Origin of the sequence: Ciceribacter ferrooxidans, assembly GCF_004137355.1 — a bacterium.
Lineage (GTDB): Bacteria > Pseudomonadota > Alphaproteobacteria > Rhizobiales > Rhizobiaceae > Allorhizobium > Allorhizobium ferrooxidans.
The window spans coordinates 110,085-136,538 of the sequence record NZ_SDVB01000311.1 but is presented as its reverse complement, the minus strand read 5'-3'; the positions used below and the strand labels follow the sequence as shown (position 1 = coordinate 136,538).

The 26,454-nt window shown below is 61.4% G+C and carries 24 protein-coding genes; 21 read left to right on the top strand and 3 right to left on the bottom strand.

What is annotated here, in order from left to right; genetic code table 11:
- Window positions 1–2: 2 nt before the first annotated feature.
- The 8 genes from sucD to EUU22_RS20775 all read left to right on the top strand — a co-directional run bounded on the left by sucD (window position 3) and on the right by EUU22_RS20775 (window position 9,447).
- Window positions 3–905, top strand: coding sequence for a succinate--CoA ligase subunit alpha (gene sucD, locus EUU22_RS20810; protein ID WP_129333895.1), 903 nt, complete (start codon window positions 3–5; stop codon window positions 903–905).
- A 166-nt stretch (window positions 906–1,071) separates the two neighbouring features.
- Window positions 1,072–4,056 carry a 2-oxoglutarate dehydrogenase E1 component gene (locus tag EUU22_RS20805; RefSeq protein ID WP_129333894.1) on the top strand — a complete coding sequence of 995 codons (2,985 nt, stop codon included), beginning with the start codon at window positions 1,072–1,074 and terminating at the stop codon, window positions 4,054–4,056.
- 62 nt (window positions 4,057–4,118) lie between these two features.
- Window positions 4,119–5,348 (top strand): 2-oxoglutarate dehydrogenase complex dihydrolipoyllysine-residue succinyltransferase, encoded by a 1,230-nt coding sequence (gene odhB / locus EUU22_RS20800; protein ID WP_129333893.1) that lies wholly within the window; start codon window positions 4,119–4,121, stop codon window positions 5,346–5,348.
- A gap of 167 nt (window positions 5,349–5,515) precedes the next feature.
- Window positions 5,516–6,157, top strand: a complete 642-nt coding sequence (locus tag EUU22_RS20795) for a LysE family translocator (RefSeq protein ID WP_129334135.1) — start codon at window positions 5,516–5,518, stop codon at window positions 6,155–6,157.
- 1 nt (window position 6,158) lies between these two features.
- A complete protein-coding gene (locus EUU22_RS20790) occupies window positions 6,159–6,653 on the top strand; it encodes a hypothetical protein (RefSeq protein ID WP_129333892.1) in 495 nt (164 codons plus the stop codon).
- Window positions 6,650–7,402, top strand: a complete 753-nt coding sequence (locus EUU22_RS20785; protein ID WP_129333891.1) for an SDR family oxidoreductase — start codon at window positions 6,650–6,652, stop codon at window positions 7,400–7,402. Before EUU22_RS20790 ends, EUU22_RS20785 begins: the two co-directional genes overlap by 4 nt.
- 24 nt (window positions 7,403–7,426) lie before the next feature.
- Window positions 7,427–8,833: a dihydrolipoyl dehydrogenase gene (gene lpdA / locus EUU22_RS20780; RefSeq protein WP_129333890.1), complete on the top strand. Its 1,407-nt coding sequence runs from the start codon at window positions 7,427–7,429 to the stop codon at window positions 8,831–8,833.
- Window positions 8,834–8,946: 113 nt separating this feature from the next.
- Window positions 8,947–9,447, top strand: coding sequence for a cytochrome b (locus EUU22_RS20775; protein WP_129334134.1), 501 nt, complete (start codon window positions 8,947–8,949; stop codon window positions 9,445–9,447).
- Between the two features lie 27 nt (window positions 9,448–9,474).
- On the opposite strand, the gene EUU22_RS20770 is transcribed toward EUU22_RS20775, so the two are convergent.
- The 3 genes from EUU22_RS20770 to EUU22_RS20760 all read right to left on the bottom strand — a co-directional run bounded on the left by EUU22_RS20770 (window position 9,475) and on the right by EUU22_RS20760 (window position 12,686).
- Entirely contained in the window at window positions 9,475–10,437 is a 963-nt protein-coding gene (locus EUU22_RS20770; RefSeq protein WP_165351251.1) for a TraB/GumN family protein, read from the bottom strand.
- 138 nt (window positions 10,438–10,575) lie between these two features.
- Window positions 10,576–11,670 carry a TraB/GumN family protein gene (locus EUU22_RS20765; protein WP_129333888.1) on the bottom strand — a complete coding sequence of 365 codons (1,095 nt, stop codon included), beginning with the start codon at window positions 11,668–11,670 and terminating at the stop codon, window positions 10,576–10,578.
- Window positions 11,671–11,750: 80 nt separating this feature from the next.
- On the bottom strand, window positions 11,751–12,686 hold the full coding sequence (locus tag EUU22_RS20760; protein WP_245485201.1) for a tyrosine recombinase XerC: 936 nt from the start codon (window positions 12,684–12,686) through the stop codon (window positions 11,751–11,753).
- A gap of 136 nt (window positions 12,687–12,822) precedes the next feature.
- On the opposite strand from EUU22_RS20760, the gene EUU22_RS20755 reads away from it, so the two are divergent.
- From EUU22_RS20755 to EUU22_RS20695, 13 genes are all read left to right on the top strand, one after another.
- Window positions 12,823–13,719, top strand: a complete 897-nt coding sequence (locus tag EUU22_RS20755) for a GNAT family N-acetyltransferase (protein ID WP_129333887.1) — start codon at window positions 12,823–12,825, stop codon at window positions 13,717–13,719.
- A 73-nt stretch (window positions 13,720–13,792) separates the two neighbouring features.
- Window positions 13,793–15,994: a primosomal protein N' gene (locus EUU22_RS20750; protein WP_129333886.1), complete on the top strand. Its 2,202-nt coding sequence runs from the start codon at window positions 13,793–13,795 to the stop codon at window positions 15,992–15,994.
- A gap of 109 nt (window positions 15,995–16,103) precedes the next feature.
- Window positions 16,104–16,487 carry an AGROH133_08824 family phage infection protein gene (locus tag EUU22_RS20745; RefSeq protein WP_129333885.1) on the top strand — a complete coding sequence of 128 codons (384 nt, stop codon included), beginning with the start codon at window positions 16,104–16,106 and terminating at the stop codon, window positions 16,485–16,487.
- 259 nt (window positions 16,488–16,746) lie between these two features.
- The gene (locus tag EUU22_RS20740; protein ID WP_129333884.1) at window positions 16,747–17,313 is read left to right on the top strand and encodes a F0F1 ATP synthase subunit delta; all 567 of its coding nucleotides are present in this window, start codon (window positions 16,747–16,749) and stop codon (window positions 17,311–17,313) included.
- Window positions 17,313–18,842, top strand: coding sequence for a F0F1 ATP synthase subunit alpha (gene atpA, locus EUU22_RS20735; RefSeq protein WP_129333883.1), 1,530 nt, complete (start codon window positions 17,313–17,315; stop codon window positions 18,840–18,842). The genes EUU22_RS20740 and atpA overlap by 1 nt, the downstream gene beginning before the upstream one ends.
- Window positions 18,843–18,870: 28 nt before the next feature.
- Window positions 18,871–19,749: a F0F1 ATP synthase subunit gamma gene (locus tag EUU22_RS20730; RefSeq protein ID WP_129333882.1), complete on the top strand. Its 879-nt coding sequence runs from the start codon at window positions 18,871–18,873 to the stop codon at window positions 19,747–19,749.
- Between the two features lie 24 nt (window positions 19,750–19,773).
- Window positions 19,774–21,237, top strand: a complete 1,464-nt coding sequence (gene atpD / locus EUU22_RS20725) for a F0F1 ATP synthase subunit beta (RefSeq protein ID WP_129333881.1) — start codon at window positions 19,774–19,776, stop codon at window positions 21,235–21,237.
- Window positions 21,238–21,302: 65 nt separating this feature from the next.
- Window positions 21,303–21,710, top strand: a complete 408-nt coding sequence (locus EUU22_RS20720) for a F0F1 ATP synthase subunit epsilon (protein WP_129333880.1) — start codon at window positions 21,303–21,305, stop codon at window positions 21,708–21,710.
- Window positions 21,711–21,868: 158 nt separating this feature from the next.
- Window positions 21,869–22,801 (top strand): L-lactate dehydrogenase, encoded by a 933-nt coding sequence (locus tag EUU22_RS20715; RefSeq protein WP_129333879.1) that lies wholly within the window; start codon window positions 21,869–21,871, stop codon window positions 22,799–22,801.
- 93 nt (window positions 22,802–22,894) lie between these two features.
- The gene (locus EUU22_RS20710) at window positions 22,895–23,245 is read left to right on the top strand and encodes an ArsR/SmtB family transcription factor (protein ID WP_129333878.1); all 351 of its coding nucleotides are present in this window, start codon (window positions 22,895–22,897) and stop codon (window positions 23,243–23,245) included.
- Between the two features lie 65 nt (window positions 23,246–23,310).
- Window positions 23,311–24,204: a LysR family transcriptional regulator gene (locus EUU22_RS20705; protein ID WP_129333877.1), complete on the top strand. Its 894-nt coding sequence runs from the start codon at window positions 23,311–23,313 to the stop codon at window positions 24,202–24,204.
- Between the two features lie 204 nt (window positions 24,205–24,408).
- The gene (locus EUU22_RS20700) at window positions 24,409–24,888 is read left to right on the top strand and encodes a formate dehydrogenase subunit gamma (protein ID WP_129333876.1); all 480 of its coding nucleotides are present in this window, start codon (window positions 24,409–24,411) and stop codon (window positions 24,886–24,888) included.
- On the top strand, window positions 24,885–26,441 hold the full coding sequence (locus EUU22_RS20695) for a formate dehydrogenase beta subunit (RefSeq protein ID WP_129333875.1): 1,557 nt from the start codon (window positions 24,885–24,887) through the stop codon (window positions 26,439–26,441). Before EUU22_RS20700 ends, EUU22_RS20695 begins: the two co-directional genes overlap by 4 nt.
- Window positions 26,442–26,454 lie beyond the last annotated feature (13 nt).

The window sequence follows — 26,454 nt, the reverse complement described above, 5'->3', positions numbered from 1 at the left end:
ATATGTCCATTCTCGTAAACAAGAACACCAAGGTCCTCGTACAGGGCCTGACCGGCAAGACCGGCACCTTCCACACCGAACAGGCGCTCGCCTATTACGGCACGCAGATGGTCGGCGGTATCCACCCGAAGAAGGGCGGCGAAACCTGGACCGGCTCCAAGGGTGAAACCCTGCCGATCTTCGCGACCGTCGCCGAAGGCAAGGAAAAGACCGGTGCCGACGCGACCGTGATCTACGTTCCGCCGGCAGGCGCTGCCGACGCGATCATCGAGGCGATCGAAGCCGAGATCCCGTTCATCACCTGCATCACCGAGGGTATCCCGGTCATGGACATGGTGCGGGTCAAGGCCCGGCTCGACAAGTCGAAGTCGCGTCTGCTCGGCCCGAACTGCCCGGGCATCCTGACCCCGGAAGAGTGCAAGATCGGCATCATGCCGGGCTCGATCTTCCGCAAGGGTTCGGTCGGTATCGTGTCGCGCTCCGGCACGCTGACCTATGAGGCCGTGTTCCAGACCTCCAACGAAGGCCTCGGCCAGACGACGGCAGTCGGGATCGGCGGTGACCCGGTCAAGGGCACCGAGTTCATCGATGTCCTGGAAATGTTCCTCGCCGACGAAGCCACGACCTCGATCATCATGATCGGTGAAATCGGTGGCTCGGCCGAAGAGGATGCCGCCCAGTTCCTCATCGACGAAGCCAAGAAGGGTCGCAAGAAGCCGATGGCAGGCTTCATCGCCGGCCGGACGGCGCCGAAGGGCCGCACCATGGGCCATGCCGGTGCGGTCGTGTCCGGCGGCAAGGGTGACGCGGAATCGAAGATCGCCGCGATGGAAGCCGCCGGCATCAAGGTATCGCCTTCGCCGGCCCGTCTCGGCAAGACTCTGGTCGAAGTCCTGAAGGGCTGACCTATCTAAGACAATAGGCCGGGCAAAGGGAGAATCAGAAATCCCTTTGCCCGGATCAGGCATTTCAGCCACTGCGGTTGCGGATCGCATCGAGAGTGGCAAAGCGGCGGGCCGGTTTCCGGCCATCACCACAAGTGGGAGGCGGGCGCGAAAGCCCGCGAACAGAATGGCAAGGCAAGAAGCCAACGAGCAGTTCCTGATCACGTCGTTCCTCGACGGATCGAACGCAGCCTATATCGAGCGGCTTTATGCGCGTTACGAGGACGATCCGGCCTCTGTCCCGGCCGAATGGCAGTCCTTCTTCAAGGCGCTGGATGACAAGCCCGAGGATGTGAAGAAGGCCGCAGCCGGAGCATCCTGGCAGCGCAAGAATTGGCCGATTGCGGCCAACGGCGAGCTCGTGTCCGCACTCGACGGAAACTGGGGCTTGGCCGAGAAGGCCATCGAAACCAAGGTCAAGGCGAAAGCCGCAGCGGCCGGAACGGCGCTCAGTGAAGCCGAACTCATGCAGGCGACGCGCGATTCCGTCCGCGCCATCATGATGATCCGCGCTTATCGCATGCGCGGTCACCTCCACGCCAATCTCGATCCGCTCGGCCTTGCTGCTCCGGTCGACGACTACAACGAGCTCTCGCCCGCGGCCTACGGCTTCACCGACGCCGACTACAGCCGCAAGATCTTCATCGACAACGTCCTGGGCCTGGAATACGCCACGATCCCGGAAATGCTCGATATTCTGAAGCGTACCTATTGCTCGACGCTCGGTGTCGAGTTCATGCACATCTCCAACCCGGAAGAGAAGGCATGGATCCAGGAGCGCATCGAAGGCCCGAACAAGGGCGTCGAGTTCACGGCGAACGGCAAGAAGGCTATTTTGTCCAAGCTCATCGAGGCCGAAGGCTTCGAGCAGTTCATCGACGTCAAGTACAAGGGTACGAAGCGCTTCGGTCTCGACGGTGGTGAATCGCTGATCCCGGCGCTGGAGCAGATCATCAAGCGCGGTGGTCAGGAAGGCCTCGAGGAGATCGTCCTCGGCATGGCCCATCGCGGTCGTCTGAACGTACTCACCAACGTGATGGCCAAGCCGCATCGCGCTGTGTTCCACGAATTCAAGGGCGGCTCGTTCAAGCCCGACGAAGTCGAAGGCTCCGGCGACGTGAAGTACCACCTCGGCGCTTCCTCCGACCGCGAATTCGACGGCAACAAGGTGCACCTGTCGCTGACCGCGAACCCGTCGCATCTCGAGATCGTCAATCCGGTCGTGATGGGTAAGGCCCGCGCCAAGCAGGACCAACTCGCCAAGGTCTGGGAAGGCGACATCATCCCGCTCAGGGAGCGGTCCAAAGTCCTTCCGCTGCTGCTGCATGGTGACGCGGCCTTCGCCGGCCAGGGCGTCGTTGCGGAAATTCTCGGGCTTTCCGGCCTGCGCGGTCACCGCGTCGCCGGCACCATGCACTTCATCATCAACAACCAGATCGGCTTTACCACCAACCCGGCCTTCTCGCGCTCGTCGCCCTATCCGTCCGACGTCGCGAAGATGATCGAGGCGCCGATCTTCCATGTGAACGGCGACGATCCGGAAGCGGTGGTCTATGCGGCGAAGGTTGCGACCGAGTTCCGCATGAAGTTCCACAAGCCGGTCGTGATCGACATGTTCTGTTATCGCCGCTTCGGTCATAACGAAGGCGACGAGCCGGCGTTCACCCAGCCGAAGATGTACAAGGCGATCCGCGCCCACAAGACGGTCGTGCAGCTCTACGCAGAGCGCCTGATCGCGGAGGGACTGATCACCGAAGGCGAATTCGAGAAGATGAAGGCCGACTGGCGCGCGCATCTCGAGCAGGAGTTCGAGGCGGGCCAGGCCTACAAGCCGAACAAGGCCGACTGGCTGGACGGCGTCTGGTCGGGTCTCAGGACTGCGGACAACGCCGACGAGCAACGCCGCGGCAAGACCTCGGTTCCGATGAAGGCGCTGAAGGAGCTCGGGCGCAAGCTTTCGACGATCCCGGAAGGTTTCAAGGCTCATCGCACCATCCAGCGCTTCATGGACAACCGGGCGCAGATGGTGGAGACCGGCGAAGGGATCGACTGGGCGATGGCCGAAGCGCTCGCCTTCGGTTCGCTCTGCCTCGATGGACACAAGATCCGCCTTTCCGGCCAGGATTGCGAACGCGGCACCTTCTCGCAGCGCCACTCGGTGCTCTACGACCAGGAGACCGAGGAGCGCTACATTCCGCTCGCCAATCTGTCGCCGACCCAGGCGCGTTACGAAGTCATCAACTCGATGCTGTCGGAAGAGGCGGTGCTCGGTTTCGAATACGGCTACTCGCTTGCCCGCCCGAATGCACTGACCCTCTGGGAAGCGCAGTTCGGCGACTTTGCCAACGGCGCGCAGGTGGTCTTCGACCAGTTCATCTCGTCCGGTGAACGCAAGTGGCTCCGAATGTCAGGCCTCGTCTGCCTTCTGCCGCACGGCTATGAAGGGCAGGGGCCTGAGCATTCGTCCGCCCGTCTGGAGCGCTTCCTGCAGCTTTGCGCGGAAGACAATATGCAGGTCGCCAACTGCACGACGCCGGCGAACTACTTCCACATCCTGCGTCGGCAGATGAAGCGCGACTTCCGCAAACCCCTCATCCTGATGACACCGAAGTCGTTGCTGCGCCACAAGCGTGCGGTTTCGTCGCTGTCGGAGATGGCCGGCGAGTCGTCGTTCCACCGTCTGCTGTGGGACGATGCGGAAGTCGTGAAGGACGGCCCGATCAAGCTGCAGAAGGACAACAAGATCCGCCGGGTCGTCATGTGCACAGGCAAGGTCTACTACGACCTGCTCGAGGAGCGCGAAAAGCGCGGCATCGACGACATCTACCTCCTGCGCATTGAGCAGCTCTATCCGTTCCCGGCCAAGGCGCTCATCAACGAACTGTCGCGGTTCCGGAATGCAGAGATGGTCTGGTGCCAGGAAGAGCCGAAAAACATGGGTGCGTGGTCGTTCATCGATCCGTATCTCGAATGGGTGCTTGCTCATATCGACGCCAAGTACCAGCGTGTCCGCTACACCGGACGCCCTGCAGCTGCCTCGCCGGCGACCGGCCTCATGTCGAAGCACCTGGCACAGCTCGAAGCATTCCTAGAGGATGCGCTGGGGGGCTGATGCTCCCCACGCACAACCGACCCATTCGATAGAAACCGATAACTGATCAACGGAATTAAATCATGGCCACAGAAATCCGAGTCCCCACCCTGGGCGAGTCCGTCAGTGAAGCCACGGTCGGCACCTGGTTCAAGAAGGTTGGCGATACCGTGAAGGCCGACGAGCCGCTCGTCGAACTCGAAACCGACAAGGTGACCGTCGAGGTGCCGGCTCCGGCTTCCGGCGTGCTCACCGAGATCGTTGCCGCGAACGGCGAGACGGTTGGTCTCGGTGCGCTTCTCGGTCAGATCGCCGAAGGCGCTGCTGGTGCAGCCACCACTACTTCCGCGCCGACCGCTGCTCCCGCGGCAGCGCCGAGCACTGCTCCGGCCGCCGCCGCTCCCGCGGCCTCCGTCTCCGCGATGCCGGCAGCACCGGCCGCCGCCAAGATGCTCGCCGAGAGCAACCTTTCGGCTGACCAGGTCGAAGGCAGCGGCAAGCGTGGCCAGATCCTGAAGGGCGATGTCATCGCCGCGGTCGCAAAGGGCGTTTCCGCGCCTGCTGCCGCTTCGGCCCCGGCAGCACCGCGTGCTCCGTCGGCTGCGGAAGATGCCGGTCGCGAGGAACGCGTCAAGATGACCCGCCTGCGCCAGACCATCGCGCGTCGCCTGAAGGATGCGCAGAACACGGCCGCCATGCTCACCACCTACAATGAGGTGGATATGAAGGCAGTCATGGACCTGCGCAATCGCTACAAGGACATCTTCGAGAAGAAGCATGGCGTGAAGCTCGGCTTCATGGGCTTCTTCACCAAGGCCGTCACGCACGCGCTCAAGGAGCTGCCGGCGGTCAACGCCGAGATCGACGGCACTGACATCATCTACAAGAATTATGCCCATATCGGCGTCGCCGTCGGTACCGACAAGGGCCTCGTCGTGCCGATCGTGCGCGACGCCGACCAGATGTCGATCGCCGAGATCGAGAAGGAAATCGGCCGCCTTGGCAAGGCCGCGCGCGATGGCGCGCTCTCCATGGCCGACATGCAGGGCGGGACCTTCACCATCTCCAACGGTGGTGTCTACGGCTCGCTGATGTCCTCGCCGATCCTGAACGCACCGCAATCGGGCATCCTCGGTATGCACAAGATCCAGGAGCGTCCGGTCGCCATCGGCGGTCAGGTCGTCATCCGCCCGATGATGTATCTCGCGCTCTCCTATGACCACCGCATCGTCGACGGCAAGGAAGCCGTGACCTTCCTCGTACGCGTCAAGGAAAGCCTGGAGGATCCGGAGCGTCTCGTTCTCGATCTCTAAGGATCCAAACGGGGCGCCGCCGGCGCCCCGTTGTTTCCGTGGGTGGCCGCCTTGTGTCGCATCTGGGGTCGGCAGAGTGCGTAACGATCTTCAGCCGGGGTGTCGCAGTGGATCGCCTGTTGCTAGAATCACAGTGACGTTTTCCTGATGCGGAGTTCCTTTCGATGATGCAGCATTACGTTCTAGAACTCCTTTCGCTGATGGCGATCTTCTCCTTTGCCATCATCTCTCCGGGCGCTGACCTCGCCATGGTCATCCGCCAGTCGCTGGTACATGGCCGGCGGGCGGCAATCATTACCAGCTTCGGCATCGGCGCATCGCTGATGATCCATGTTACCTATACGATCCTCGGCCTTGGCCTGGTTATCTCGAAGTCCATTCTGCTCTTCAACATCATCAAATGGTGCGGCGTCGCCTATCTCGTCTATATCGGCGTGCAGGCCCTGCGCGCCGGCGAGGCGAGTGTCGACCCGGCGGGGTCGGCAGAGACGGATGTCGAAAAGCGGCAGTCGGGCATCAAGGCGTTCGGCCTCGGCTTCATGGCGAACGCGCTCAATCCGAAGGCCGTCTTCTTCTTTCTTTCGATCTTCTCGGCGGTGGTCAGCCACGAGACGCCGGGGCTGGTGAAACTCGGCTACGGCTTCGTCATGGCAGGCTGTCTGATCGCGTGGTTCGTGGGTGTCTCCTTCTTCATGACCACACCGCGGATGCGTGCGGCGTTTTCCCGGGCGAGCAAGTGGATCAATCGAACCTCCGGCCTCGTCTTTATCGCCTTCGGGCTGAAGCTTGCAGCAGCGAAGGCGAGCTGACATGCCGGGCATGCGGTCCGTCCCGATCGTCGCGTTCTCGCTGTTGGGCGCGCAGTCGCTCGCGGCTGCCGAATGCCCGATCGAGAAGGCGATCTATAGGGAACCCGAGATGCGCGCCGAGTTGCGGTTTGCGCCCGCCGATGGTGAGAATTCGCCGCTCAGTCATCGCTTTTCCCTGGTCCTCGGTGGCAAGCGCCTCGATGGGCATGTGATGTACGACCCCGAGATCGAGCGTCCGGTTGCGATGATCCTGAACAACTGCCCCGAAGGAGACGTTACGGGCGCCGATATTGCCGCGTGCACTGTCTGGCGTGGAATCATCTACGCGGGAGACCAGCGGAACGGTCGCATCGGCCTGCTGCCGTCCGAGGGAGAGGTGGCGGCGCCGGCGATCGTATTGCCCGGTTTCGGGCCGGCATGGATGGCGTCGTCCGCAGGCAAGTCTGACGACGCAATGCCATGGGATGTCTTTTCCCTGGAGGGATGCGACCAATGAGTGACGGACCGGTCCTTCTGATCACGGGTGCGAGCCGAGGCATTGGAGCGGCTGTGGCGCGCAAGGCTGCCGGGTTCGGCTGGCAGGTGCTGATCAACTACGTCTCGCAGGAAGGGGCTGCCTTGGCGCTTGCTGCCGAGATCGCGACCGCCGGCGGTGTTGCCGATGTCGTACAGGGCGATACCGGCACCGAAGAAGGCATTTCGGCGATTTTTGCGAAGCTCGATGCCCGTTTCGGCCGCCTCGACGGACTGGTGAACAATGCCGGTATCGTCGACGTGTCCGCGCGCGTTGAGTATTTCAGCCGTGAGAGGCTCGACCGCATGTTCGCCATCAACGTGATCGGCAAGATTCGTTGCGCCGCCGAGGCGGTAAAGCGCATGTCGACGAACAATGGCGGACGAGGCGGTGCCATCGTCAACGTCTCGTCGATGGCGGCGGTTCTCGGCAGTGCAGGTCAATATGTCGACTATGCGGCATCGAAGGGTGCCATTGACACTTTCACCGTCGGCCTCGCGCGCGAAGTGGCCGGCGAGGGCATCCGCGTCAATGCCGTTCGGCCAGGCATCATCGAGACCGATATCCACGCGTCAGGGGGTATTCCGGATCGGGCAAGTGCACTTGCCCCGACGATTCCCATGCAGCGCCCCGGCAAACCGGACGAGGTCGCTGATGCGATCCTTTATCTCCTCTCCAGCCAGGCATCTTATGTGACTGGCTCCATCTTGAATGTCAGCGGCGGACGATAGTCGCCGAATACGAAGGAAGCAGTCATGTCTTACGATGTCATCATTATTGGATCCGGCCCCGGCGGCTATGTGTGTGCGGTCAAGGCGGCACAACTCGGCCTGAAGGTCGCCGTCGTCGAAAAGCGCGCGACCTACGGCGGCACCTGCCTCAATGTCGGCTGCATCCCGTCGAAAGCGCTGCTGCACGCGTCGGAAATGTATCACCACGCAGCCCATGGCATGGACGCACTCGGCGTCGAGCTTGCAGCTCCCAAGCTCAACCTCGCAAAGATGATGGCGCACAAGGATGCGACCGTGAAGTCGAATGTCGAGGGGGTCTCGTTCCTGTTCAAGAAGAACAAGATCGACGGTATCCAGGGCACGGGCAAGATTCTCGCCGCCGGCAAGGTCGAGGTCACCAACGACAAGGGTGAGACTCAGGTTCTCGAGACAAAGAACATCATCATCGCGACCGGATCCGACGTGGCCGGCATTCCGGGCGTTCAGGTCGACATCGACGAGAAGGTGATCGTTTCCTCGACGGGCGGTATCGCCCTCGACAAGGTGCCCGCCAAGATGATCGTCGTCGGCGGCGGCGTGATCGGTCTCGAACTCGGTTCGGTCTGGTCGCGTCTCGGCGCGAAGGTTACTGTCGTCGAGTACCTGGACAACATTCTTGGCGGCATGGACGGCGAAGTATCGAAGCAGTTCCAGCGCATGCTCGCCAAGCAGGGCATGGAATTCAATCTCGGTGCCAAGGTTACGGGTGTCGAGAAGACCGCCAAGGGGGCAAAGGTCACCTTCGAACCGGTCAAGGGCGGTGAGGCGCAGACGCTCGAAGCGGATGTCGTGCTGGTCGCCACCGGCCGCAAGCCATACACGGCAGGTCTTGGACTGGAAGAAGCCGGCGTTGCGCTCGACAATCGCGGACGCGTCGAGATCGACGGTCACTTCCGCACCAATGTGGCGGGTATCTATGCGATCGGTGACGTCGTTCGTGGTCCGATGCTTGCCCACAAGGCCGAGGACGAGGGTGTGGCGCTGGCGGAAATACTCGCCGGCCAGCACGGCCATGTGAACTATGACGTCATCCCCGGCGTCGTCTACACGCAGCCGGAAGTCGCCTCCGTCGGCAAGACAGAAGAGGAATTGAAGGCCGCCGGCGTCGCCTACAAGGTCGGCAAGTTCCCTTTCAGCGCCAACGGACGTGCTCGCGCGATGCTGGCAACCGACGGGTTCGTGAAGATCCTGGCAGATGCTGCAACTGATCGCGTTCTCGGTGTCCACATCATTGGTTTCGGTGCCGGCGAGATGATCCACGAAGCTGCCGTTCTGATGGAATTCGGCGGCTCGTCGGAGGATCTCGGCCGGACCTGCCATGCGCATCCGACCATGTCGGAAGCCGTGAAGGAAGCGGCGCTCGCTACCTTCTTCAAGCCGATCCATATGTGACGTACACGCTGGATTAAATGTTCTTCACAATCGAAGCCGCGGCTTGCGAAAAGGGCCGCGGCTTCTATCATCCGGACGTAATTGCCCTGAAACGTTTGACAAAAGGCAAGAAGATGACGTCCTCCCCCGTAATGTCCTATTCGCTATCCCAGCGGCTGATCCACTGGATCATGGCCGCGTTGATCCTGTTCAACCTCCTGTTCACCGAAGGCATGGAGGAATTCACAGAAGCCGCCGAGGAAGGTCAGGCTGTCACACCCGACATGATTGCGTCCGCCAATATTCATGCCTATGTCGGGATCGCGGTGCTCTGTCTCGCGGTCATGCGCTTGATTTTGCGCTTCATCCAGGGTGCGCCGGCCGCCCCCGCCGATGAGCCACCGCTGGCGCAGATGGCTTCGAAGGTTACTCACGCGACGTTCTATCTGCTGTTCTTCGCGCTGCCGATCGCCGGCATTGCCGCCTACTACTTCAACATCGAGGCCGCCGGTTCTCTCCACGCAGGGCCGCTGAAACTGTTGACGTGGGTGCTGATCGTCCTCCACGTCGGTGCGATTCTCGTCCACCAGTTCTACTGGAAGACGCCCGTCGCACAGCGGATGATCAGAGGCTGAACTGCGGCGACCCGGTCAGCGCTGCCGTTACTCGACGACGCTGACCGTGAATCCCTGCTGACGGATCAATTCAATCAAGCCATCATCGCCCGGCAAGTGCAGGGCGCCGACAGCGATCATGACGTTGCCACTCTGTAGATAGGGCAACGCCCGATCCGCCATTCTGCGATTGCGTTCGACTAAGAGCTTTTCAAGAAATTCCCGCAATCCCACCTTGTCGTGTGCCAATTCGGTTAGCAGAGCCAAGATCATACCCGTATCCGAGCTCTCATAAAGCTGAATGAGAGTCTCGGATTGGTCGGCGAGCGAGTATGGTGTGGCGAACAAATCCAGTAAGACGTTGAGCATAGAACGGTCGCTGACGTCCGCAAGCGACTCGAGTTGCTCCTGAACCGTTTCGGCTCCGACGAGTTCGATCCCGTTTTCCACCGCTTTCAGAGCGACTGCCTGGTCCAATACGTTTAGTCCCCGGGCTCTCCTTTTTGCTTCGCATTGGGAACTCTGCATTGACATGTAGATGAACCAAGGGCGCATACGTGCCAACAGGTCCATCGTAAGTCCTCGTTGTCGGAGAGCGGTGGCCAGCAACTCCGTCTCTTCGGAAGGCAATAGCTGGTCCAGTCGTTGATCCTGAAGCGTGTACAGTTGCGGGTACTTGAAAAGCTCTAGAGCCATGTCGGAAGGGTTGGTCATCTCCTTCAATTCAAGGATCAGCGTGTCGATGTGGTCGAAGGCTTCAAAAACCGCTGACGGCACTTCGAGAACACGGGGGTCGCTGAGGTGCGTCGTTCCGAACAGCAGCGACGGCTTGACGCCATCCTTTTCGATTCTCCAGACGACACCTTTGCCATTCCTGACAGCAGCGGCTGCGCGGATTGTTGCCTCGTAACCTGCAGGGTCATCTTCCACTAGGCGTGGCAAAATGCTCCGCCCCGCACACTCCGGCGCGTCTGTTTCCGCGAACGCGAGGTTCCTGTCGAACAGCAGCATAACGACGAATGCAGCTAGACATGCCCGCAGGGCAAATTTCTGAAAGCAATGGAGCATGGGAGGTAAAGGGCTTATACGATTGCGGAAGATGCGCGCAGATTTGCCAGATGCCCCCTTCGGTTGTCAATGACTTCGAGTTCAACCGTTTTCGGGCGCCAACTTGAAGCCTTGTTTACGCAGTAGTTCCACCAGCCCTTCTTTACCCGGCAGGTGCAGGGCTCCGACTGCAATGAAGACACCGCCTTTTTCGAGTAACGGCGTTGCACGTTCCGCCATTGTCTTGTTGCGGTCGAGAACGATCCGGCGTTCGAAGGCGACGTAGCTACTGTCCTTATCGCCCCCCTTGCCCGGCGCGACCTTCTGCAGCATCGGCATGGTCATGCCGATCTCGCCAGTCGTGTAGAGCCTGATCATCGTCTCGACGACGTCATTCATCCGGTCACCCAAGGCAAGCGTTTCGATCAGGGCCTGGAGGTGAAAGTCGACGGGGAGAGAGGACACGGCCTCGAGTTGCTCGGCAAAGGTTTCCAGGCCGACGACCGGCTTGCCGGCCTTCACCGCCTCCTCGGCAATGTGCTTGTCTAAGAAGGAAGCGCCTTTCGCCTTGCGAGCGACTTCGCAGCCGGGAAGCGTTACGAAGCTCGAGATGATCCAAGGCTTCATGCGCAGGACTGTCGCGAGCGGAATTCCGCGTTTCTCCAGTCCCGCCTTCAGCCGGGTCGCATCCTCGGGCGAGAGGCGGTCGGTGATCGACGTGCCATCGGTAAACATCGTAAGATCAGGCCGGAGCAGGAGAGCTGCAGCAGCCTTCTTGTCGTCGAGGATCTCGTCGGACTCGACGACGACGGTCGAAGAGGTTGCGAGTGCTTCGGGCGCGCCCTGCGGCATCTTGAGGACGCGTGGATCGGTCACGTGCATGGTGCCGAGCAGATAGGATGGCGCGAGGCCATCCTTTTCTATTTTCCAGAAAATGCCCTTGCCGTTCGGGGTCTTTGCCGCCTCCCGGAGAATTGCCTCGTAGGCGCCGGAATCCTTCTGCTTCAAGTCCGAAAGAAGATCGATACCCCGGCATTCGCCATCGCTCTCCGCGCGGGCGGGGGAGAGGGAGGTCAGGACGAGGAGAAATGACAGGGCGAGCGCCACATGGAGGGCGGCAAGGAACCAGAGGACCAGATCGCCCGCACGCGCGAGGGAGTGATGCGATCCGTTTCGGTTGAAGAGGCTGGCGAACATCGAAGCGTCCCGGTTGCAATCGTGGGAGACTACTGTGGCCGTCCCTCACGTTTCTTTAACGCCCTTGGTTAACGCCCGGATCAGGCGCGGGGGTGCGCTTTCTCGTAGACGTCGAGAAGCCTCGCGGCATCGACGGCGGTGTAGACCTGCGTGGTTGAGAGGCTCGCATGTCCCAGCAGCTCCTGGATCGTGCGCAGATCGCCACCTCCGCTCAAAAGATGGGTGGCAAAGGAGTGGCGGAGCGCATGGGGTGTGGCGGAATCCGGCAGTCCGAGGGCGGAGCGTAGCCGCTGCATCTCGCGCTGGATGATTGCCGGCTGCAACTTGCCGCCTCGGGCACCACGGAACAGCGGAGCATCGGCCTCCAGATGGTAGGGGCAAAGCCGCACGTAGCTCTCGACGGCCTCCCTCACGACCGGCAATAGCGGAACGATGCGCGTCTTGCGGCCCTTGCCGGTGACACGCAATATGTTGCCGTCCCCATCAAAGGCCTTGGGTGTCAAATCGAGCGCTTCGGATATACGCAGTCCGCAGCCGTAGAGCAGCGTCAGCACGGCGGCGTTGCGCGCAGCGATCCACGGCTCGTCGCTCAGCTGGGCATCTGCCTGCACGACGGTGATCGCCTGGTTTCCGGTCAGCGGCTTCGGCAGCGACTTCGGCTGTTTCGGCGATCGAATGGCGCCGGCGCCGGCGGCGTTGACAAGCCCTTTCCGTTCCATGTGACGCAGAAATGAGCGAAGCCCGGCAAGATGTCGCCCGAGCGAGCGTGCACCTGAACCTTCCCGTCTGCGGGCGGCCAGGAAGGCTCTAAGGTCCGCCGGCCGGAGCTCGGCGATGTCGCCGACGCCGGGCGGAGCACCAAGATGCGCGGTGAGAAACGCGAGGAATTGGCGGGTATCCCGCTCATAGGCTTCGAGCGTGTTGTCGGCGAGCCGTCTCTCGCCCGCGAGGCTCTCAAGCCATCGTTGGCGTTCCTTCATGAGGTCGGGTGCGGCGATAACGAGCAGCACGTTCAAGTTTGCGAACCTTTACTTTGGGAGACTGCTGAACCAACATGCCCGGCATGTGTTAGTGAAGAGCTAACATACAGATTCGTCACGCTTCCATCACATTGAGCTGCGATGAAGCAGACCGACAGAACCGGGGTATTCCATGGCTCGCCGTGATTCGACGATGTTGGGACAGTTCGCAGAGGCGGTCGCCCTGATATCGCAAGGTCAACCCGGACACATCGTCGATACGCTGATTGCCGAACGCGGCGAGAAGATCGTCAAGCACCCGCTCTGGCCGGTGATGCGGCCATTCCTCTATACGCTGCTGCGCTATGCCAAGGCGATCGAATTTGCCGATGACGTTGCCAACATGCCCGGCTTTCAGGCGTTTGAATATCTGAGTAACGTGCTGCGGCTGGACATTCAGGCGCGCTACCTCGAGCGCATTCCCTCGTCGGGCGGCTTCATTATGGTCAGCAACCACCCGACGGGTATCGCCGACGGGGTGGCAGTCTTCGACCTTTTGAAGGAGCGGCGGCCGGACATGATGTTCTTCGCCAACCGGGATGCCGTGCGCGTGAACCCGCGGCTGGTCGAGATGGTCATCCCAGTCGAGTGGCGGGAGGAATACAAGAGCAAGCTCAAAGCGCGCGAAACGCTGCAACTCACCAACCGTGCCGTCGCCGAGCAGAAGGCGACGATCCTCTTCCCCTCCGGACGCATTGCCTACTGGGCGAATGGACGCCTCAACGAACGGCCGTGGAAGACCTCGGCTGTCGGTCTCGCCCGCAAATACAATCTGCCGATTTTGCCGGTCCATATGAAGGCGCGCAATTCCGGACTGTTCTACTGGTTCGCGAAGTGGTCGACGGAGTTGCGCGACATGACGGTCTTTTACGAGCTTCTCAACAAGAAGGGTGATCGTTTCGAATTCACCATCGGACAGATGATTCCGCCGGAACAGCTTGAAGGCGATGCTGCGGAGGTGACCGCCGCGCTCGAGCGGCACACTGTTCACCATCTCGCGGCGGACGGGGATATATTGTTCTCGCGGTGAATGACTGGCCTCGTGTCGACCATATTGCTTTTGCGGTTTCCTTTCGGGCGCACGAGAGTCAATTTGCAGGCCGATGAAAGACGATTCGCCCGAACTCTTCGCCGCTCCGAAATCCCGCCTGGTCCCGGTTCTGGTTCCCATGCCGGCGCCGGTTCCCTATTCCTATGCGGTGCCAGAAGGCATGGCAGTCGAACCGGGTTCGATCGTGCAGGTGCCGCTCGGGCCCCGTCAGGTGATCGGCGTCGTCTGGGACGGACCGGAGGGAGGCGAGGTCGACCCGCGAAAGCTACGACCGATCGAGAAGGTTTTTGACTGTCCGCCTATCGACAAGGACATGCGCAGCTTTCTGGACTGGGTGGCCGGCTATACCCTGTCGCCACCGGGACTCGTCGCCCGCATGGCTCTTCGGGCCCCGGCGGCCCTCGATCCCGACCCTATGGTCGAAGGGTTGCGCTTTTCCGGCACTGTACCGGAGCGCATGACTTCGGCACGGCGCAAGGTCCTCGACCTCGCGGGAGATGGATTGTCCTGGACGAAGAGCGGCCTTGCCCACGCGAGCGGCGTGTCGGCGAGCGTAATCGACGGGCTTGCTGCCCAGGGCGTGTTCGAGACCGTTTTCCTGCCGCCGCCGCCTCTGGTCGCGAAGCCGGACGCGGACTACGCGCAGGCGCGTCTGGAGGGACCTCAGAAGCAAGCGGCGGAGGATATCCTCGAAGGCATTCGGAGCGGCGGGTTTTCGGTTGCTTTGATCGACGGTGTCACCGGGTCCGGCAAGACCGAGGTCTATTTCGAGGCGATTGCGGAGACGATCCGGCAGGGCCGGCAGGTACTCATCCTGTTGCCGGAAATCGCACTCACGGCGAATTTTCTGGAGCGTTTCCACGATCGTTTCGGATCGAAACCGGCGGAATGGCATTCCGATCTCGCCACCCGCACACGGGAAAAGGTCTGGCGGCAGGCCGCAACCGGTGAAGTCCGCGTCGTTGCTGGTGCGCGATCGGCTCTTTTTCTTCCGTTCGAAGACCTGGGCTTGATCATTGTCGACGAGGAGCACGACCCGGCGTTCAAGCAGGAGGACCGGGTTTTCTACAACGCTCGCGATATGGCGGTGGTTCGCGCCCGGATCGGCGACTTTCCTGTCGTTCTGGTTTCCGCGACGCCTTCTGTAGAAAGCCAGGTCAACTGCCTTGCCGGGCGCTACCGGCGCATCCATCTGCCGACGCGATTTGCCGGTGCCGCGCTGCCGGACCTTCATCTCGTCGACATGCGGCGACATCCGCCGGAACGTGGTGGCTTCCTTTCGCCCGTTCTCCTGAAAGCTGTCGGCAAGACGGTGGAGCGTGGCGAACAGGCACTGCTTTTCCTCAATCGTCGCGGCTATGCGCCCCTGACGCTGTGCCGGGTCTGCGGCCATCGCTTCCAGTGCCCGCAATGTTCCAGCTGGCTGGTGGAACATCGCTTTCGCGGCCAGATCCAGTGCCATCAGTGCGGCTACGCCGAGCCGACGCCGCAAGCCTGTCCGGAATGCGGGACGCTCGATCATCTCGTCGCCTGCGGGCCGGGTGTGGAGCGCATCGCGGAGGAGGTCGAGCGGCATTTTCCGGATGCAAGGACGCTGGTGCTTTCCTCGGACTTGGGTGGTGTCAAACGTCTTCGGCTAGAACTGGAGGCGATTGCAGACGGCGAGGCGGATATCGTGATCGGCACGCAGCTCGTCGCGAAGGGGCACAACTTTCCCCTGATGACCCTGGTTGGCATCGTCGATGCGGATATCGGCCTTGCAAACGGTGACCCGCGTGCGGCCGAGCGAACCTTCCAGCTGCTCTCGCAGGTTACCGGCCGCGCCGGGCGCACCGGGCGCAAGAGCCACGGCCTTATCCAGACGTTCCAGCCTCAGCATCCGGTTATGCAGGCGCTTGTTTCCGGCGATGCCGCAGCATTTTACGAGCGCGAGATCGCCGAGCGCGAGCGGGCGGGACTTCCGCCGTTCGGACGCCTGGTGTCAATCATTGTTTCTGCCGATACGCGCGGGGAGGCGGAAACGCATGCGCGACAACTACGGCATTCGGCACCCTCTATGGACGGCGTCGCAATTCTCGGACCGGCGGAGGCACCTCTCGCCCTGATCCGTGGCCGGCACCGCTTCCGCCTGCTGGTCCATGGTCGGCGCAGCAGCGACATGCAGGCCTTCGTTCGCACCATGCTCGAGCGCGGACCGAAGGAGAGGCGCTCAATCCATGTCCAGGTGGACGTCGATCCGCAGAGCTTTCTCTGAGCGGCCGCGCAGGCGCTCTGGAAAATGGCCGGCGATTCCACTAGGGAGAGAAGCGGAACGCCGACGAATTCCGGCAAGACGAAGACCGGCCGGCGCAAGAGAGGGCATCATGGAATTCTATTTTCCGACCGAGTTTGGCGAGCAACTGGCCTTCGTATCGGCCGTCACCACGACATTGATCGGTCTTGTCGTGATGTTCGCTCCGGGACTGACGCTCAGGTTTTGCGGGCTCCAGCCGCTTGAAGGGAAGGTAGAGGGTTTCGCGGCCGTTCGTTCCTACGGCGGATTGCTTTTCGGTTTCGCGGCGAGTGCATTGCTGCTCGCCCAGCCGATGGTCTATCTCGCCTTCGGCGCGGCGCTCGCAATGTCCGTCTTCGGACGAATACTCTCGGTCATGTCGGACGGCGGCAGTTCCCTGCGCGGAATTCTACTTTTGGTTGTTGCCGCAGCGCTTGCCTCACTGCCGATAGCCTATGTCTTCGGACTGACTTGAGGTCCGTCAGGCCAGCCTGCCCGAGGTCTTTGTCCAATTCGCCGCGGCCGGGTACAAAATTGCCGGTTTGGGCTTGTGCTAAAGGCGTAATCGGGCAATACGCGTGTTGCGAGTCTAGACTTCGTATGCTAGACGGACCGCGAAATTAGGAGAAAGCAAGTCCGCAAGGCTTGTGTTTCTGGGGAAAACGTAACGATTTCAACACTGTAGCGCTTCCGTCCGGAAGCGGCGGCGGTCTTGGATCAAAATCAGGGAATTTTTGCCCGTGGCAGACACATCCCAGCTTATCTCAGGTGTGGCGGAGCGGTATGCTTCCTCGCTTTTCGAGCTCGCGCTCGAAGCCGGCGCCGTCGACACCGTGAGTGCCGATCTTGATCGTTTCCAGGCAATGATCGATGGCAGCGCTGATCTGAAGCGCCTCGTTCAGAGCCCCGTCTTCTCTGCGGAAGACCAGGTCAAGGCCGTCTCAGCACTCTGCGAGAAGGCAGGTATCGGCGGCCTCGTCGGCAATTTCGTCAAGGTCGTGGCCGGCAATCGTCGGCTTTTTGCCGTCACGGGAATGATCGCGGCGTTCCGCCGTATCGCCGCTCGCCATCGTGGCGAGATCACGGCGGAGGTAACTTCCGCCCATGCGCTGACCGGCGAACAGGAAAAAGAACTGAAGGCGGCGCTGAAGGGCGTGACCGGAAAGGATGTGGCGGTCTCGGTAACCGTCGATCCCTCCATTCTCGGCGGCCTGATCGTCAAGGTTGGCTCCCGCCAGATCGACACGTCTCTTCGCACCAAACTTTCCACCCTTAAGCTTGCACTGAAAGAGGTTGGCTGATGGATATCCGCGCCGCGGAAATTTCCGCAATTCTTAAAGATCAAATCAAAAATTTCGGCAAGGAGGCTGAGGTCTCGGAAGTCGGCCAGGTGCTTTCCGTCGGTGACGGTATCGCCCGCGTCTACGGTCTCGACAATGTCCAGGCCGGCGAGATGGTCGAATTCCCGGGCGGCATCCGCGGTATGGCGCTCAACCTCGAAGCCGACAATGTTGGTGTCGTTATCTTCGGTAACGACCGCGACATCAAGGAAGGTGACACCGTAAAGCGGACGGGCGCCATCGTCGACGTTCCGGTCGGTCCGGAACTGCTCGGCCGCGTCGTTGACGCGCTTGGCAATCCGATCGACGGCAAAGGCCCGATCAATGCCACCCGTCGCGCTCGCGTCGACGTTAAGGCTCCGGGCATCATTCCGCGCAAGTCGGTTCACGAGCCGATGTCGACGGGCCTCAAGGCCATCGACGCCCTGATCCCGGTCGGTCGTGGCCAGCGCGAGCTCGTTATCGGCGACCGCCAGACCGGCAAAACCGCCATCATTCTCGATACGATCCTCAACCAGAAGGCCATTCACGACAATGGTCCGGACGGCGACAAGCTGTTCTGCGTCTATGTGGCCATCGGCCAGAAGCGCTCGACCGTTGCCCAGTTCGTGAAGGTTCTCGAGGAGCGAGGCGCCCTGAAGTACTCGATCATCGTCGCTGCGACTGCTTCCGACCCGGCCCCGATGCAGTACCTCGCTCCGTTCGCGGGTTGCGCGATGGGTGAGTACTTCCGTGACAACGGCCAGCACGCCCTGATCGGCTATGACGACCTGTCGAAGCAGGCCGTCGCCTACCGTCAGATGTCGCTGCTGCTGCGTCGTCCGCCGGGCCGCGAAGCTTATCCGGGTGACGTGTTCTACCTGCACTCGCGTCTCCTCGAGCGTGCTGCAAAGCTCTCCGACGAGCGCGGCGCCGGTTCGCTGACCGCTCTGCCGGTCATCGAAACCCAGGGCAACGACGTTTCGGCCTTCATTCCGACCAACGTGATCTCGATCACCGACGGCCAGATCTTCCTTGAAACCGACCTGTTCTACCAGGGTATCCGCCCGGCCGTTAACGTCGGCCTCTCGGTTTCCCGCGTCGGTTCGTCGGCCCAGATCAAGGCGATGAAGCAGGTTGCCGGCTCGATCAAGGGCGAACTCGCCCAGTATCGCGAAATGGCCGCCTTCGCACAGTTCGGTTCTGACCTTGACGCCGCAACCCAGCGCCTCTTGAACCGTGGTGCCCGTCTGACCGAACTTCTGAAGCAGCCGCAGTTCTCGCCGCTTAAGACGGAAGAACAGGTTGCGGTCATTTTCGCCGGTGTGAACGGTTACCTCGACAAGATCGCCGTCAACCAGGTCGGCAAGTTCGAACAGGGCCTGCTCTCCTACCTGCGGTCGGAAGGTAAAGCGATCCTCGACACCATCCGTGCGGAAAAGGCCATCAGCGATGACACCAAGGGCAAGCTCAAGGCTGCTCTTGATGCCTTCGCCAAGTCTTTCGCGTAACGGGGCTCAAGCCAAGGACGGATAACGGATGCCTTCACTTAAGGATCTGAAAAACCGGATCGCCTCCGTCAAGGCGACGCAGAAGATTACCAAGGCGATGAAGATGGTCGCCGCGGCGAAGCTGCGTCGTGCGCAGGAGGCGGCCGAGGCCGCCAGGCCCTATTCGCAGCGCATGAGCATCGTTCTCGCCAATATCGCCCAGGCGGTCGGTGGTGACGACAGCGCTCCGGCGCTGATGACGGGTACCGGCAAGGACGACGTGCACCTGCTCGTCGTCTGCACGGCCGAGCGTGGTCTTTGCGGCGGCTTCAACAGCCAGATCGCGCGCTTTGCGCGTGACCATGCCCGCAGGCTGCTCGCCGCCGGCAAGACAGTCAAGATCTTCTGTGTCGGCAAGAAGGGTTATGACGCCCTTCGCCGTGAGTTCGGTCCCATGATCATCGATCGGATGGATCTCCGTGACGTAAAGCGGATTTCCTTCGAGAACGCCGACGTGATCGGCCGCAAGGTGATCGGCATGTTCGACAAGGGCGAGTTCGACGTCGCGACGCTGTTTTATTCGGAGTTCAAATCCGTCATCAGCCAGGTGCCGACGGCGCAGCAGTTGATCCCGGCCGCAGCTCCGGAAGCTCCCGCGACGACCGGCGCCAACGCGGTCTACGAATACGAGCCGGACGCTGGCGCGATCCTTCAGGATCTGATCCCGCGCAATATTTCGGTCCAGATCTTCCGGGCCCTGCTTGAAAACGTCGCCGGCGAAATGGGCGCCAAGATGAGCGCGATGGACAATGCGACACGTAATGCTGGTGAAATGATCCACAAGCTTACGCTTTCGTACAACCGTCAGCGCCAGGCCCAGATCACCAAGGAACTCATTGAAATCATTTCGGGCGCGGAAGCGCTCTGAGGTTAAGGAAAGAGGGTAAGATACATGGCTAAGGCAGCTACCCCGAAATCTAAGGCGGTGAAGTCCGCAACCGGTTCTCTCGGCAAGGTCACCCAGGTCATCGGCGCTGTCGTCGACGTGGCGTTCGATGGCGAACTGCCCGCGATCCTGAACGCGCTGGAAACCGACAACGGTGGCAACCGCCTCGTTCTCGAAGTGGCGCAGCACCTCGGAGAAAACCAGGTCCGCACGATTGCCATGGACTCGACTGAAGGTCTGGTTCGCGGCCAGGAAGTCACCGACACCGGCGCACCGATCTCGGTTCCGGTCGGCAAGGAGACGCTCGGTCGCATCATGAACGTCATCGGCGAGCCGGTTGACGAAGCCGGTCCGATCGAGACCGCCGGCAAGCGCGCCATCCACCAGGACGCGCCGGCTTATGTCGAGCAGTCGACCGAAGCTCAGATCCTCGTCACCGGCATCAAGGTCGTTGACCTTCTCGCTCCTTACGCAAAGGGCGGCAAGATCGGCCTGTTCGGCGGCGCGGGCGTGGGCAAGACCGTTCTTATCATGGAACTGATCAACAACGTCGCAAAGGCGCACGGTGGTTACTCGGTGTTCGCCGGCGTCGGCGAGCGCACCCGCGAAGGCAACGACCTCTATCATGAAATGATCGAATCGGGCGTCAACAAGCACGGCGGCGGCGAAGGCTCCAAGGCTGCTCTCGTTTACGGCCAGATGAACGAACCGCCGGGCGCCCGCGCTCGCGTCGCTCTGACCGGTCTGACGGTCGCCGAACAGTTCCGTGACGAAGGTCAGGACGTTCTGTTCTTCGTCGACAACATCTTCCGCTTCACCCAGGCAGGTTCGGAAGTGTCGGCTCTGCTCGGCCGTATTCCGTCGGCCGTGGGTTATCAGCCGACGCTGGCGACCGACATGGGCGCCATGCAGGAACGCATCACCACCACGACCAAGGGTTCGATCACCTCGGTTCAGGCCATCTACGTTCCGGCCGACGACTTGACCGACCCGGCTCCGGCCACCTCGTTCGCCCACTTGGACGCAACGACGGTTCTGTCGCGTTCGATCGCCGAAAAGGGCATCTACCCGGCTGTTGACCCGCTCGACTCCACCTCGCGCATGCTCGACCCGATGGTTGTCGGCGAAGAGCACTACGAAGTGGCTCGTAAGGTTCAGTCGACCCTGCAGCGCTACAAGGCTCTCCAGGACATCATCGCCATCCTCGGCATGGATGAACTGTCCGAAGATGACCGTCTGGCCGTTGCCCGCGCCCGCAAGATCGAGCGCTTCCTGTCGCAGCCGTTCTTCGTTGCCGAAGTCTTCACCGGTTCGCCGGGCAAGCTGGTTGCTCTCGAAGACACGATCAAGGGCTTCAAGGGTCTCGTCAACGGCGAGTATGACCACCTGCCTGAAGCGGCCTTCTACATGGTCGGCTCGATGGACGAAGCCATCGAAAAGGCCAAGAAGCTGGCTGCCGAAGCTGCCTGATAGCAGGCTTGGCGCGCGCCGGAAAAGCGCGCGCCTCTCCTTCTCCTTTGAAAGAGTGAAGAGTCATGGCCGACAATTTCAATTTTGAACTCGTTTCGCCCGAACGCCTCCTGCTTTCCGAAAAGGTGAGCGAAGTCGTCATTCCGGCCACGGAAGGCGAGATGACCGTCATGGCCAATCATGCCCCGACCATGACCACGATCAAGCCGGGTGTCGTTTCGGTGAAGCTTGCCTCCGGGCAGACGAGCCGGTACGTCGTTTTCGGCGGCTTCGCAGATATCCTTCCGACCGGCTGCACACTTCTTGCGGAGTCGGCAGTCGAGATGAGCGAGCTGAACCGGGAGACGTTGGTGAAGCGCATCGAGTCGGCCAAGGCCGAACTCGAAAAGGCCGACAGCGCAGAGCACAAGACCAAGCTTGAGCAGTATCTTGCAGAGCTGACTCATCTCAACGGGGTCATCATCCCGGCGTGATTTCGGATCAGGGAAACTAGAGAAAGGCGGCCGAAAGGTCGCCTTTTTTGTCTTCGGGGGCTGGCCGGCGAGCCGTTCACCGCAGCTTGACGCGTGTGTCTCAATCAGCGAACCTGAATGACGGTGCGACGGGCATCGAGCGACATCGGCAGGTGAGCATGAAGGTCGGTATCGTGGGTGCAGGCATGGTCGGCGGTTCGGCCGGCTACGCGTTGGCGATGATGGGTGGCGTCAGCGAAATTGTGCTCGTCGACCGGAACGAGGCTCTGGCCCGTGCGCAGGCCGAGGATATTTCCCACGCCGTGCCGTTTGTCTCGGCAACGTCTGTCAGGTCGGGCGCCTATGATGACCTTGCCGGCGCGCGTATCGTGATCCTCGCGGCAGGTGTCAGCCAGAAGCCTGGCGAGACTCGGCTCGAGCTGCTCGAGCGGAACGCGGAGGTTTTTCGCGAGATCGTAGGCGCCGTCGGCTCCGCCACGCGTGAGGCGATCCTGCTGATCGCCACCAATCCCGTCGATATAATGACAGACGTTGCGACCAGGCTGTCGGGACTACCGCCGCAGCGGGTGATCGGTTCAGGGACGATCCTCGACACCGCCCGTTTTCGCAGTCTCATCGGCCGCCATCTGGGTATCGCACCGCAATCGGTACACGCCTATGTGCTCGGTGAGCACGGGGACAGTGAGGTCCTGGCCTGGTCCAATGCGCGCGCGGGGTCGATCGGGTTGGAAACCTTTGCCGATCAGATCGGCAAGCGGCTCGACGCGACCGTTCGGCAGAGTATCGATGACGGCGTCCGCAATGCCGCCTATCGCATCATCAGCGGCAAGGGTGCGACCTATTACGGTATCGGGGCGGGTCTTGCCCGCATCGTGAAGGCGATTGCCCACGACCAGCGCGACGTTCTCTCCGTTTCGATCATGACGGGGATGGTGGAGGGCGTACCCGACGTCGCGCTTTCGGTGCCGCGCGTTATCGGTGCGGCTGGCGTGCTTGCCGATCTCTTTCCCGAGCTTGACCGCGAGGAGCGTGCGGCCCTGCGGAGAAGTGCAATGCTGATCAAGGAAGCGACGGAGTCTCTTCGCTTCTGACGGAAAGACAGCAACACTGCGGCTTGGTTTTGCGAGATAGATACACTATGACATTTCGTGAATTAGGCATATGCGTGCCTCAACGGAACCACGATGGTAGTAGTCTTGCTGGACAACGTGAACGATAAGAGCCGTCTCGACGACTTCATGTCGAAAGCAGCGGCCGCGAGTGAATTGCTGAAAGCGCTTTCCCACGAATCGCGCCTGCTCATTCTCTGCATCCTCGTGAACGGGGAGCGGACTGTGAGCGAGATCGAGGCGATCCTCGGCATTCAACAGGCGGTGGTTTCTCAGCACCTCGCGCGGCTGCGGATCGAGGATCTGGTCAAAACGCGCCGAGAGGGTCGGCAGGTCTATTACAGCATCGCCAATCCCGGTCTCAACGACCTTCTCGCCGTTCTTTACCGGATGTATTGCGAGCCGGACGGCAATACCCCCTCCTGACGCCTCCCTGTTGCCGCTTCCTGCATCTGGTAGAGCTGTGCTATTTCTCGCGCAGAGGAGCGGCGATGATCGATAAGCTGGAGTTCTTTATCGCCCTGGCGCGCGAGCGACACTTCGGGCGGGCGGCTGAGGAGTGCGGAATTTCGCAGCCGACGCTTTCGGCCGCGATTCGCCAACTCGAGGATCAACTCGGTGTCGTGTTGGTCCAGCGCGGTTCCCGCTTCCAGGGGCTGACGCCGGAGGGACAGCGCGTGCTCGAATGGGCGCGGCGTATCGTCGGCGACACCCGCACGATGCGCGAGGAGATGCGGGCCGCACGCCATGGATTGGCCGGCCACGTCCGGATAGCGGCCATCCCGACGGCGCTCGCCATCGTTCCAAGAATCACGGAACCCTTCCAGGTCAAGCATCCGGACGTGACGTTCTCGGTGATCTCGCGGACATCACTACAGGTTCTGAGCCAGCTCGAAAACTTCGAGGTGGACGTCGGCATCACCTATCTCGACAACGAGCCGCTTGGACGTGTCAGCATGGTGCCGCTTTATGCGGAGCGTTACCATCTCATCACTGCCTCCGATTCGCCTCTGGCCGATCGCGAGACTGTGACTTGGCGCGAGGTTGCCGATCTTCGGCTTTGTCTATTGACGGCGGACATGCAGAACCGCCGCATCATCAACCAGCATATGGCTGAAGCAGGAGTGGTGCCCAAACCTACGCTTGAGTCAAACTCGATGATCGTGCTCTTTTCGCACATTCGCACAGGCCGATGGGCCTCGATCATGCCGAAGAACGTTGCGGAATCTTTCGGTTTTTCCGCCGGTATCCGGATGATCCCTCTTGTCGAGCCGGAGGCCGAGCACGTCGTTGGCCTCGTCGCTCAGCATCGTGAGCCGTTCACGCCTCTTGTTTCGGCCTTGCTGCATGAAGGCCGGAGGCTGGCCGAGGTTGAAGCGTTTTGATAGATTTTATCTATCGATTGACGAAACACCATTATTGACCCCGACGCTCCCCGTCGGCCATCCTTGCTGTTATAATCAGCGGATAGCGAAGGTTTCCGGTCTCGCGCACTGAGCGGTACAGCTACTGAACAGAAGACCGGCACGCCCCAAACGGTTCAACACGACCCGCTGAAGCCATTTCGTGTCGGTTTGGGAGGACTGATCATGAATATACGGTCATCGGTGGATGACGTTTTGTCTCGCACGAGTGCGATCATCGAAGCGCACAAGCGCTCGGAAGGGCCATTGCTTCCGATCCTGCATGCGATCCAGGAAGCGTTCGGCTTCATTCCGGAAGATGCAAAGCCCCTCATTGCGCATGCCCTCAATCTTTCTCGCGCCGAGGTGCATGGCGTCGTTTCTTTCTATCACGATTTCCGTTCGGAACCTTCCGGTCGGCACGTGCTCAAGCTCTGTCGCGGAGAGGCGTGTCAGTCGATGGGAGCGGACCGTCTCGCAGACGAATTGAAAAGGGCGCTCGATGTGGAGTGGGGCGGTACGACGGCCGACGGTGCCGTAACCGTGGAACCGGTTTTCTGTCTGGGCTTATGCGCCTGTGCGCCGTCGGCAATGCTCGACGGCGAGGTATACGCTCGGTTGGACAGCGAAGGCTGCGAGGCGCTGGTCGCGGAGGTGCGTCGATGACCATAACCGTATTCGTCCCCTGCGATGCTGCCGCCCTTGCCGTGGGTGCGGACAAGGTCGCCGCGGCGATCTCCCGCGAAATCGAGATGCGTGGTGTCGACGCCCGTGTCGTCCGCAACGGTTCGCGCGGCCTTCTCTGGCTTGAGCCCATGGTGGAAGTGAGGACCGAACACGGACGCATCGCCTATGGTCCCGTCCGTCCCGGCGACGTGCCGGGACTGTTTGCTGCCGGTTTCCTGGAGGGCGGTGCCCACCCGCTTTGCCAGGGGCGGACCAGAGACATCCCCTTCCTGCGCAACCAGACGCGTCTCACGTTCGCTCGTTGCGGTGTCACCGATCCCTTGTCGCTCGAGGACTTCCGCGGCTATAGCGGCCTCAAGGGGCTCGAAAAGGCGCTGACGATGTCTCCTGGCGAGATCGTCGCCGCTGTCACCGAGAGTGGCTTGCGCGGCCGCGGTGGTGCGGGGTTCCCGACCGGCATCAAGTGGAAGACGGTTCTGGATGCCCCGGGCACGACGAAATACATCGTCTGCAATGCCGACGAAGGTGATTCCGGGACGTTTTCGGACCGCATGGTGATGGAAGGCGATCCGTTCATGCTGATCGAAGGCATGATTATTGCCGGAATGGCGACGGGTGCGACCAAGGGATACGTCTATACCCGGTCGGAGTATCCTCACGCCATCGCGACGATGCGGCAGGCGATCACGATCGCTCGAGAGGCAAATCTGCTCGGTCTCTCCATCCTCGGTTCCGGCCGCGCTTTCGACATGGAAGTCCGTGAAGGCGCGGGCGCCTATGTCTGCGGCGAGGAGACGTCCCTGCTGAACAGTCTCGAAGGCAAGCGCGGGATCGTCAGGGCGAAGCCGCCGCTGCCGGCTCTACAGGGGCTCTTCGGCTGTCCGACGGTGGTGAACAACGTGATTTCGCTCGCGTCCGTTCCCGTCATTCTCGATCGTGGCCCGACCTTCTATCGGGATTTCGGGGTCGGCCGTTCCCATGGCACGATTCCGATCCAGCTTGCCGGCAACGTCAAGCACAGTGGTCTTTACGAGACGGCTTTTGGTCTCTCACTGGGGGAGATCGTCAACGATATCGGCGGTGGCACCCTGAGCGGACGTCCGGTCAAGGCTGTGCAGGTCGGCGGCCCGCTGGGGGCCTATTTCCCGCCCTCGCTCTTCGATACGATCTTCGACTACGAGGCGTTCGCCGCCCGCGACGGCCTCATCGGTCATGCTGGGATCGTCGTTTTCGACGACACCGCCGACATGCTGAAGCAGGCGCGTTTTGCGATGGAATTCTGCGCGATCGAGAGCTGCGGCAAGTGCACGCCTTGCCGGATCGGTTCGATCCGCGGCGTCGAAACCGTTGACAGGATCGCGCATGGTATAGAACCGGAGCAGAACAAGGCGCTGCTGGCCGATCTCTGCAACACAATGAAGTTCGGCTCGCTCTGCGCGCTCGGCGGCTTCACACCCTACCCGGTAATGAGTGCGCTCAAGCACTTCCCGGAGGATTTCGTGCCGGCGCCCGTCAAGGAGGCAGCGGAATGACAAGGATGATCGT

Excerpts from the sequence above, each read along its gene's own strand:
- EUU22_RS20765 (WP_129333888.1), bottom strand. The coding sequence starts at position 11,670 with ATGTTCGCCAGCCTCTTCAACCGAAACGGATCGCATCACTCCCTCGCG.
- lpdA (WP_129333890.1), top strand. The coding sequence starts at position 7,427 with ATGTCTTACGATGTCATCATTATTGGATCCGGCCCCGGCGGCTATGTG.
- EUU22_RS20710 (WP_129333878.1), top strand. The coding sequence starts at position 22,895 with ATGGTAGTAGTCTTGCTGGACAACGTGAACGATAAGAGCCGTCTCGAC.
- EUU22_RS20700 (WP_129333876.1), top strand. The coding sequence starts at position 24,409 with ATGAATATACGGTCATCGGTGGATGACGTTTTGTCTCGCACGAGTGCG.
- EUU22_RS20755 (WP_129333887.1), top strand. The coding sequence starts at position 12,823 with ATGGCTCGCCGTGATTCGACGATGTTGGGACAGTTCGCAGAGGCGGTC.
- EUU22_RS20695 (WP_129333875.1), top strand. The coding sequence starts at position 24,885 with ATGACCATAACCGTATTCGTCCCCTGCGATGCTGCCGCCCTTGCCGTG.
- atpA (WP_129333883.1), top strand. The coding sequence starts at position 17,313 with ATGGATATCCGCGCCGCGGAAATTTCCGCAATTCTTAAAGATCAAATC.
- EUU22_RS20730 (WP_129333882.1), top strand. The coding sequence starts at position 18,871 with ATGCCTTCACTTAAGGATCTGAAAAACCGGATCGCCTCCGTCAAGGCG.
- EUU22_RS20795 (WP_129334135.1), top strand. The coding sequence starts at position 5,516 with ATGCAGCATTACGTTCTAGAACTCCTTTCGCTGATGGCGATCTTCTCC.
- sucD (WP_129333895.1), top strand. The coding sequence starts at position 3 with ATGTCCATTCTCGTAAACAAGAACACCAAGGTCCTCGTACAGGGCCTG.
- EUU22_RS20715 (WP_129333879.1), top strand. The coding sequence starts at position 21,869 with ATGAAGGTCGGTATCGTGGGTGCAGGCATGGTCGGCGGTTCGGCCGGC.
- EUU22_RS20705 (WP_129333877.1), top strand. The coding sequence starts at position 23,311 with ATGATCGATAAGCTGGAGTTCTTTATCGCCCTGGCGCGCGAGCGACAC.
- EUU22_RS20745 (WP_129333885.1), top strand. The coding sequence starts at position 16,104 with ATGGAATTCTATTTTCCGACCGAGTTTGGCGAGCAACTGGCCTTCGTA.
- EUU22_RS20720 (WP_129333880.1), top strand. The coding sequence starts at position 21,303 with ATGGCCGACAATTTCAATTTTGAACTCGTTTCGCCCGAACGCCTCCTG.
- EUU22_RS20785 (WP_129333891.1), top strand. The coding sequence starts at position 6,650 with ATGAGTGACGGACCGGTCCTTCTGATCACGGGTGCGAGCCGAGGCATT.
- EUU22_RS20775 (WP_129334134.1), top strand. The coding sequence starts at position 8,947 with ATGACGTCCTCCCCCGTAATGTCCTATTCGCTATCCCAGCGGCTGATC.
- EUU22_RS20805 (WP_129333894.1), top strand. The coding sequence starts at position 1,072 with ATGGCAAGGCAAGAAGCCAACGAGCAGTTCCTGATCACGTCGTTCCTC.
- EUU22_RS20790 (WP_129333892.1), top strand. The coding sequence starts at position 6,159 with ATGCCGGGCATGCGGTCCGTCCCGATCGTCGCGTTCTCGCTGTTGGGC.
- odhB (WP_129333893.1), top strand. The coding sequence starts at position 4,119 with ATGGCCACAGAAATCCGAGTCCCCACCCTGGGCGAGTCCGTCAGTGAA.
- EUU22_RS20770 (WP_165351251.1), bottom strand. The coding sequence starts at position 10,437 with ATGCTGCTGTTCGACAGGAACCTCGCGTTCGCGGAAACAGACGCGCCG.
- EUU22_RS20750 (WP_129333886.1), top strand. The coding sequence starts at position 13,793 with ATGAAAGACGATTCGCCCGAACTCTTCGCCGCTCCGAAATCCCGCCTG.
- atpD (WP_129333881.1), top strand. The coding sequence starts at position 19,774 with ATGGCTAAGGCAGCTACCCCGAAATCTAAGGCGGTGAAGTCCGCAACC.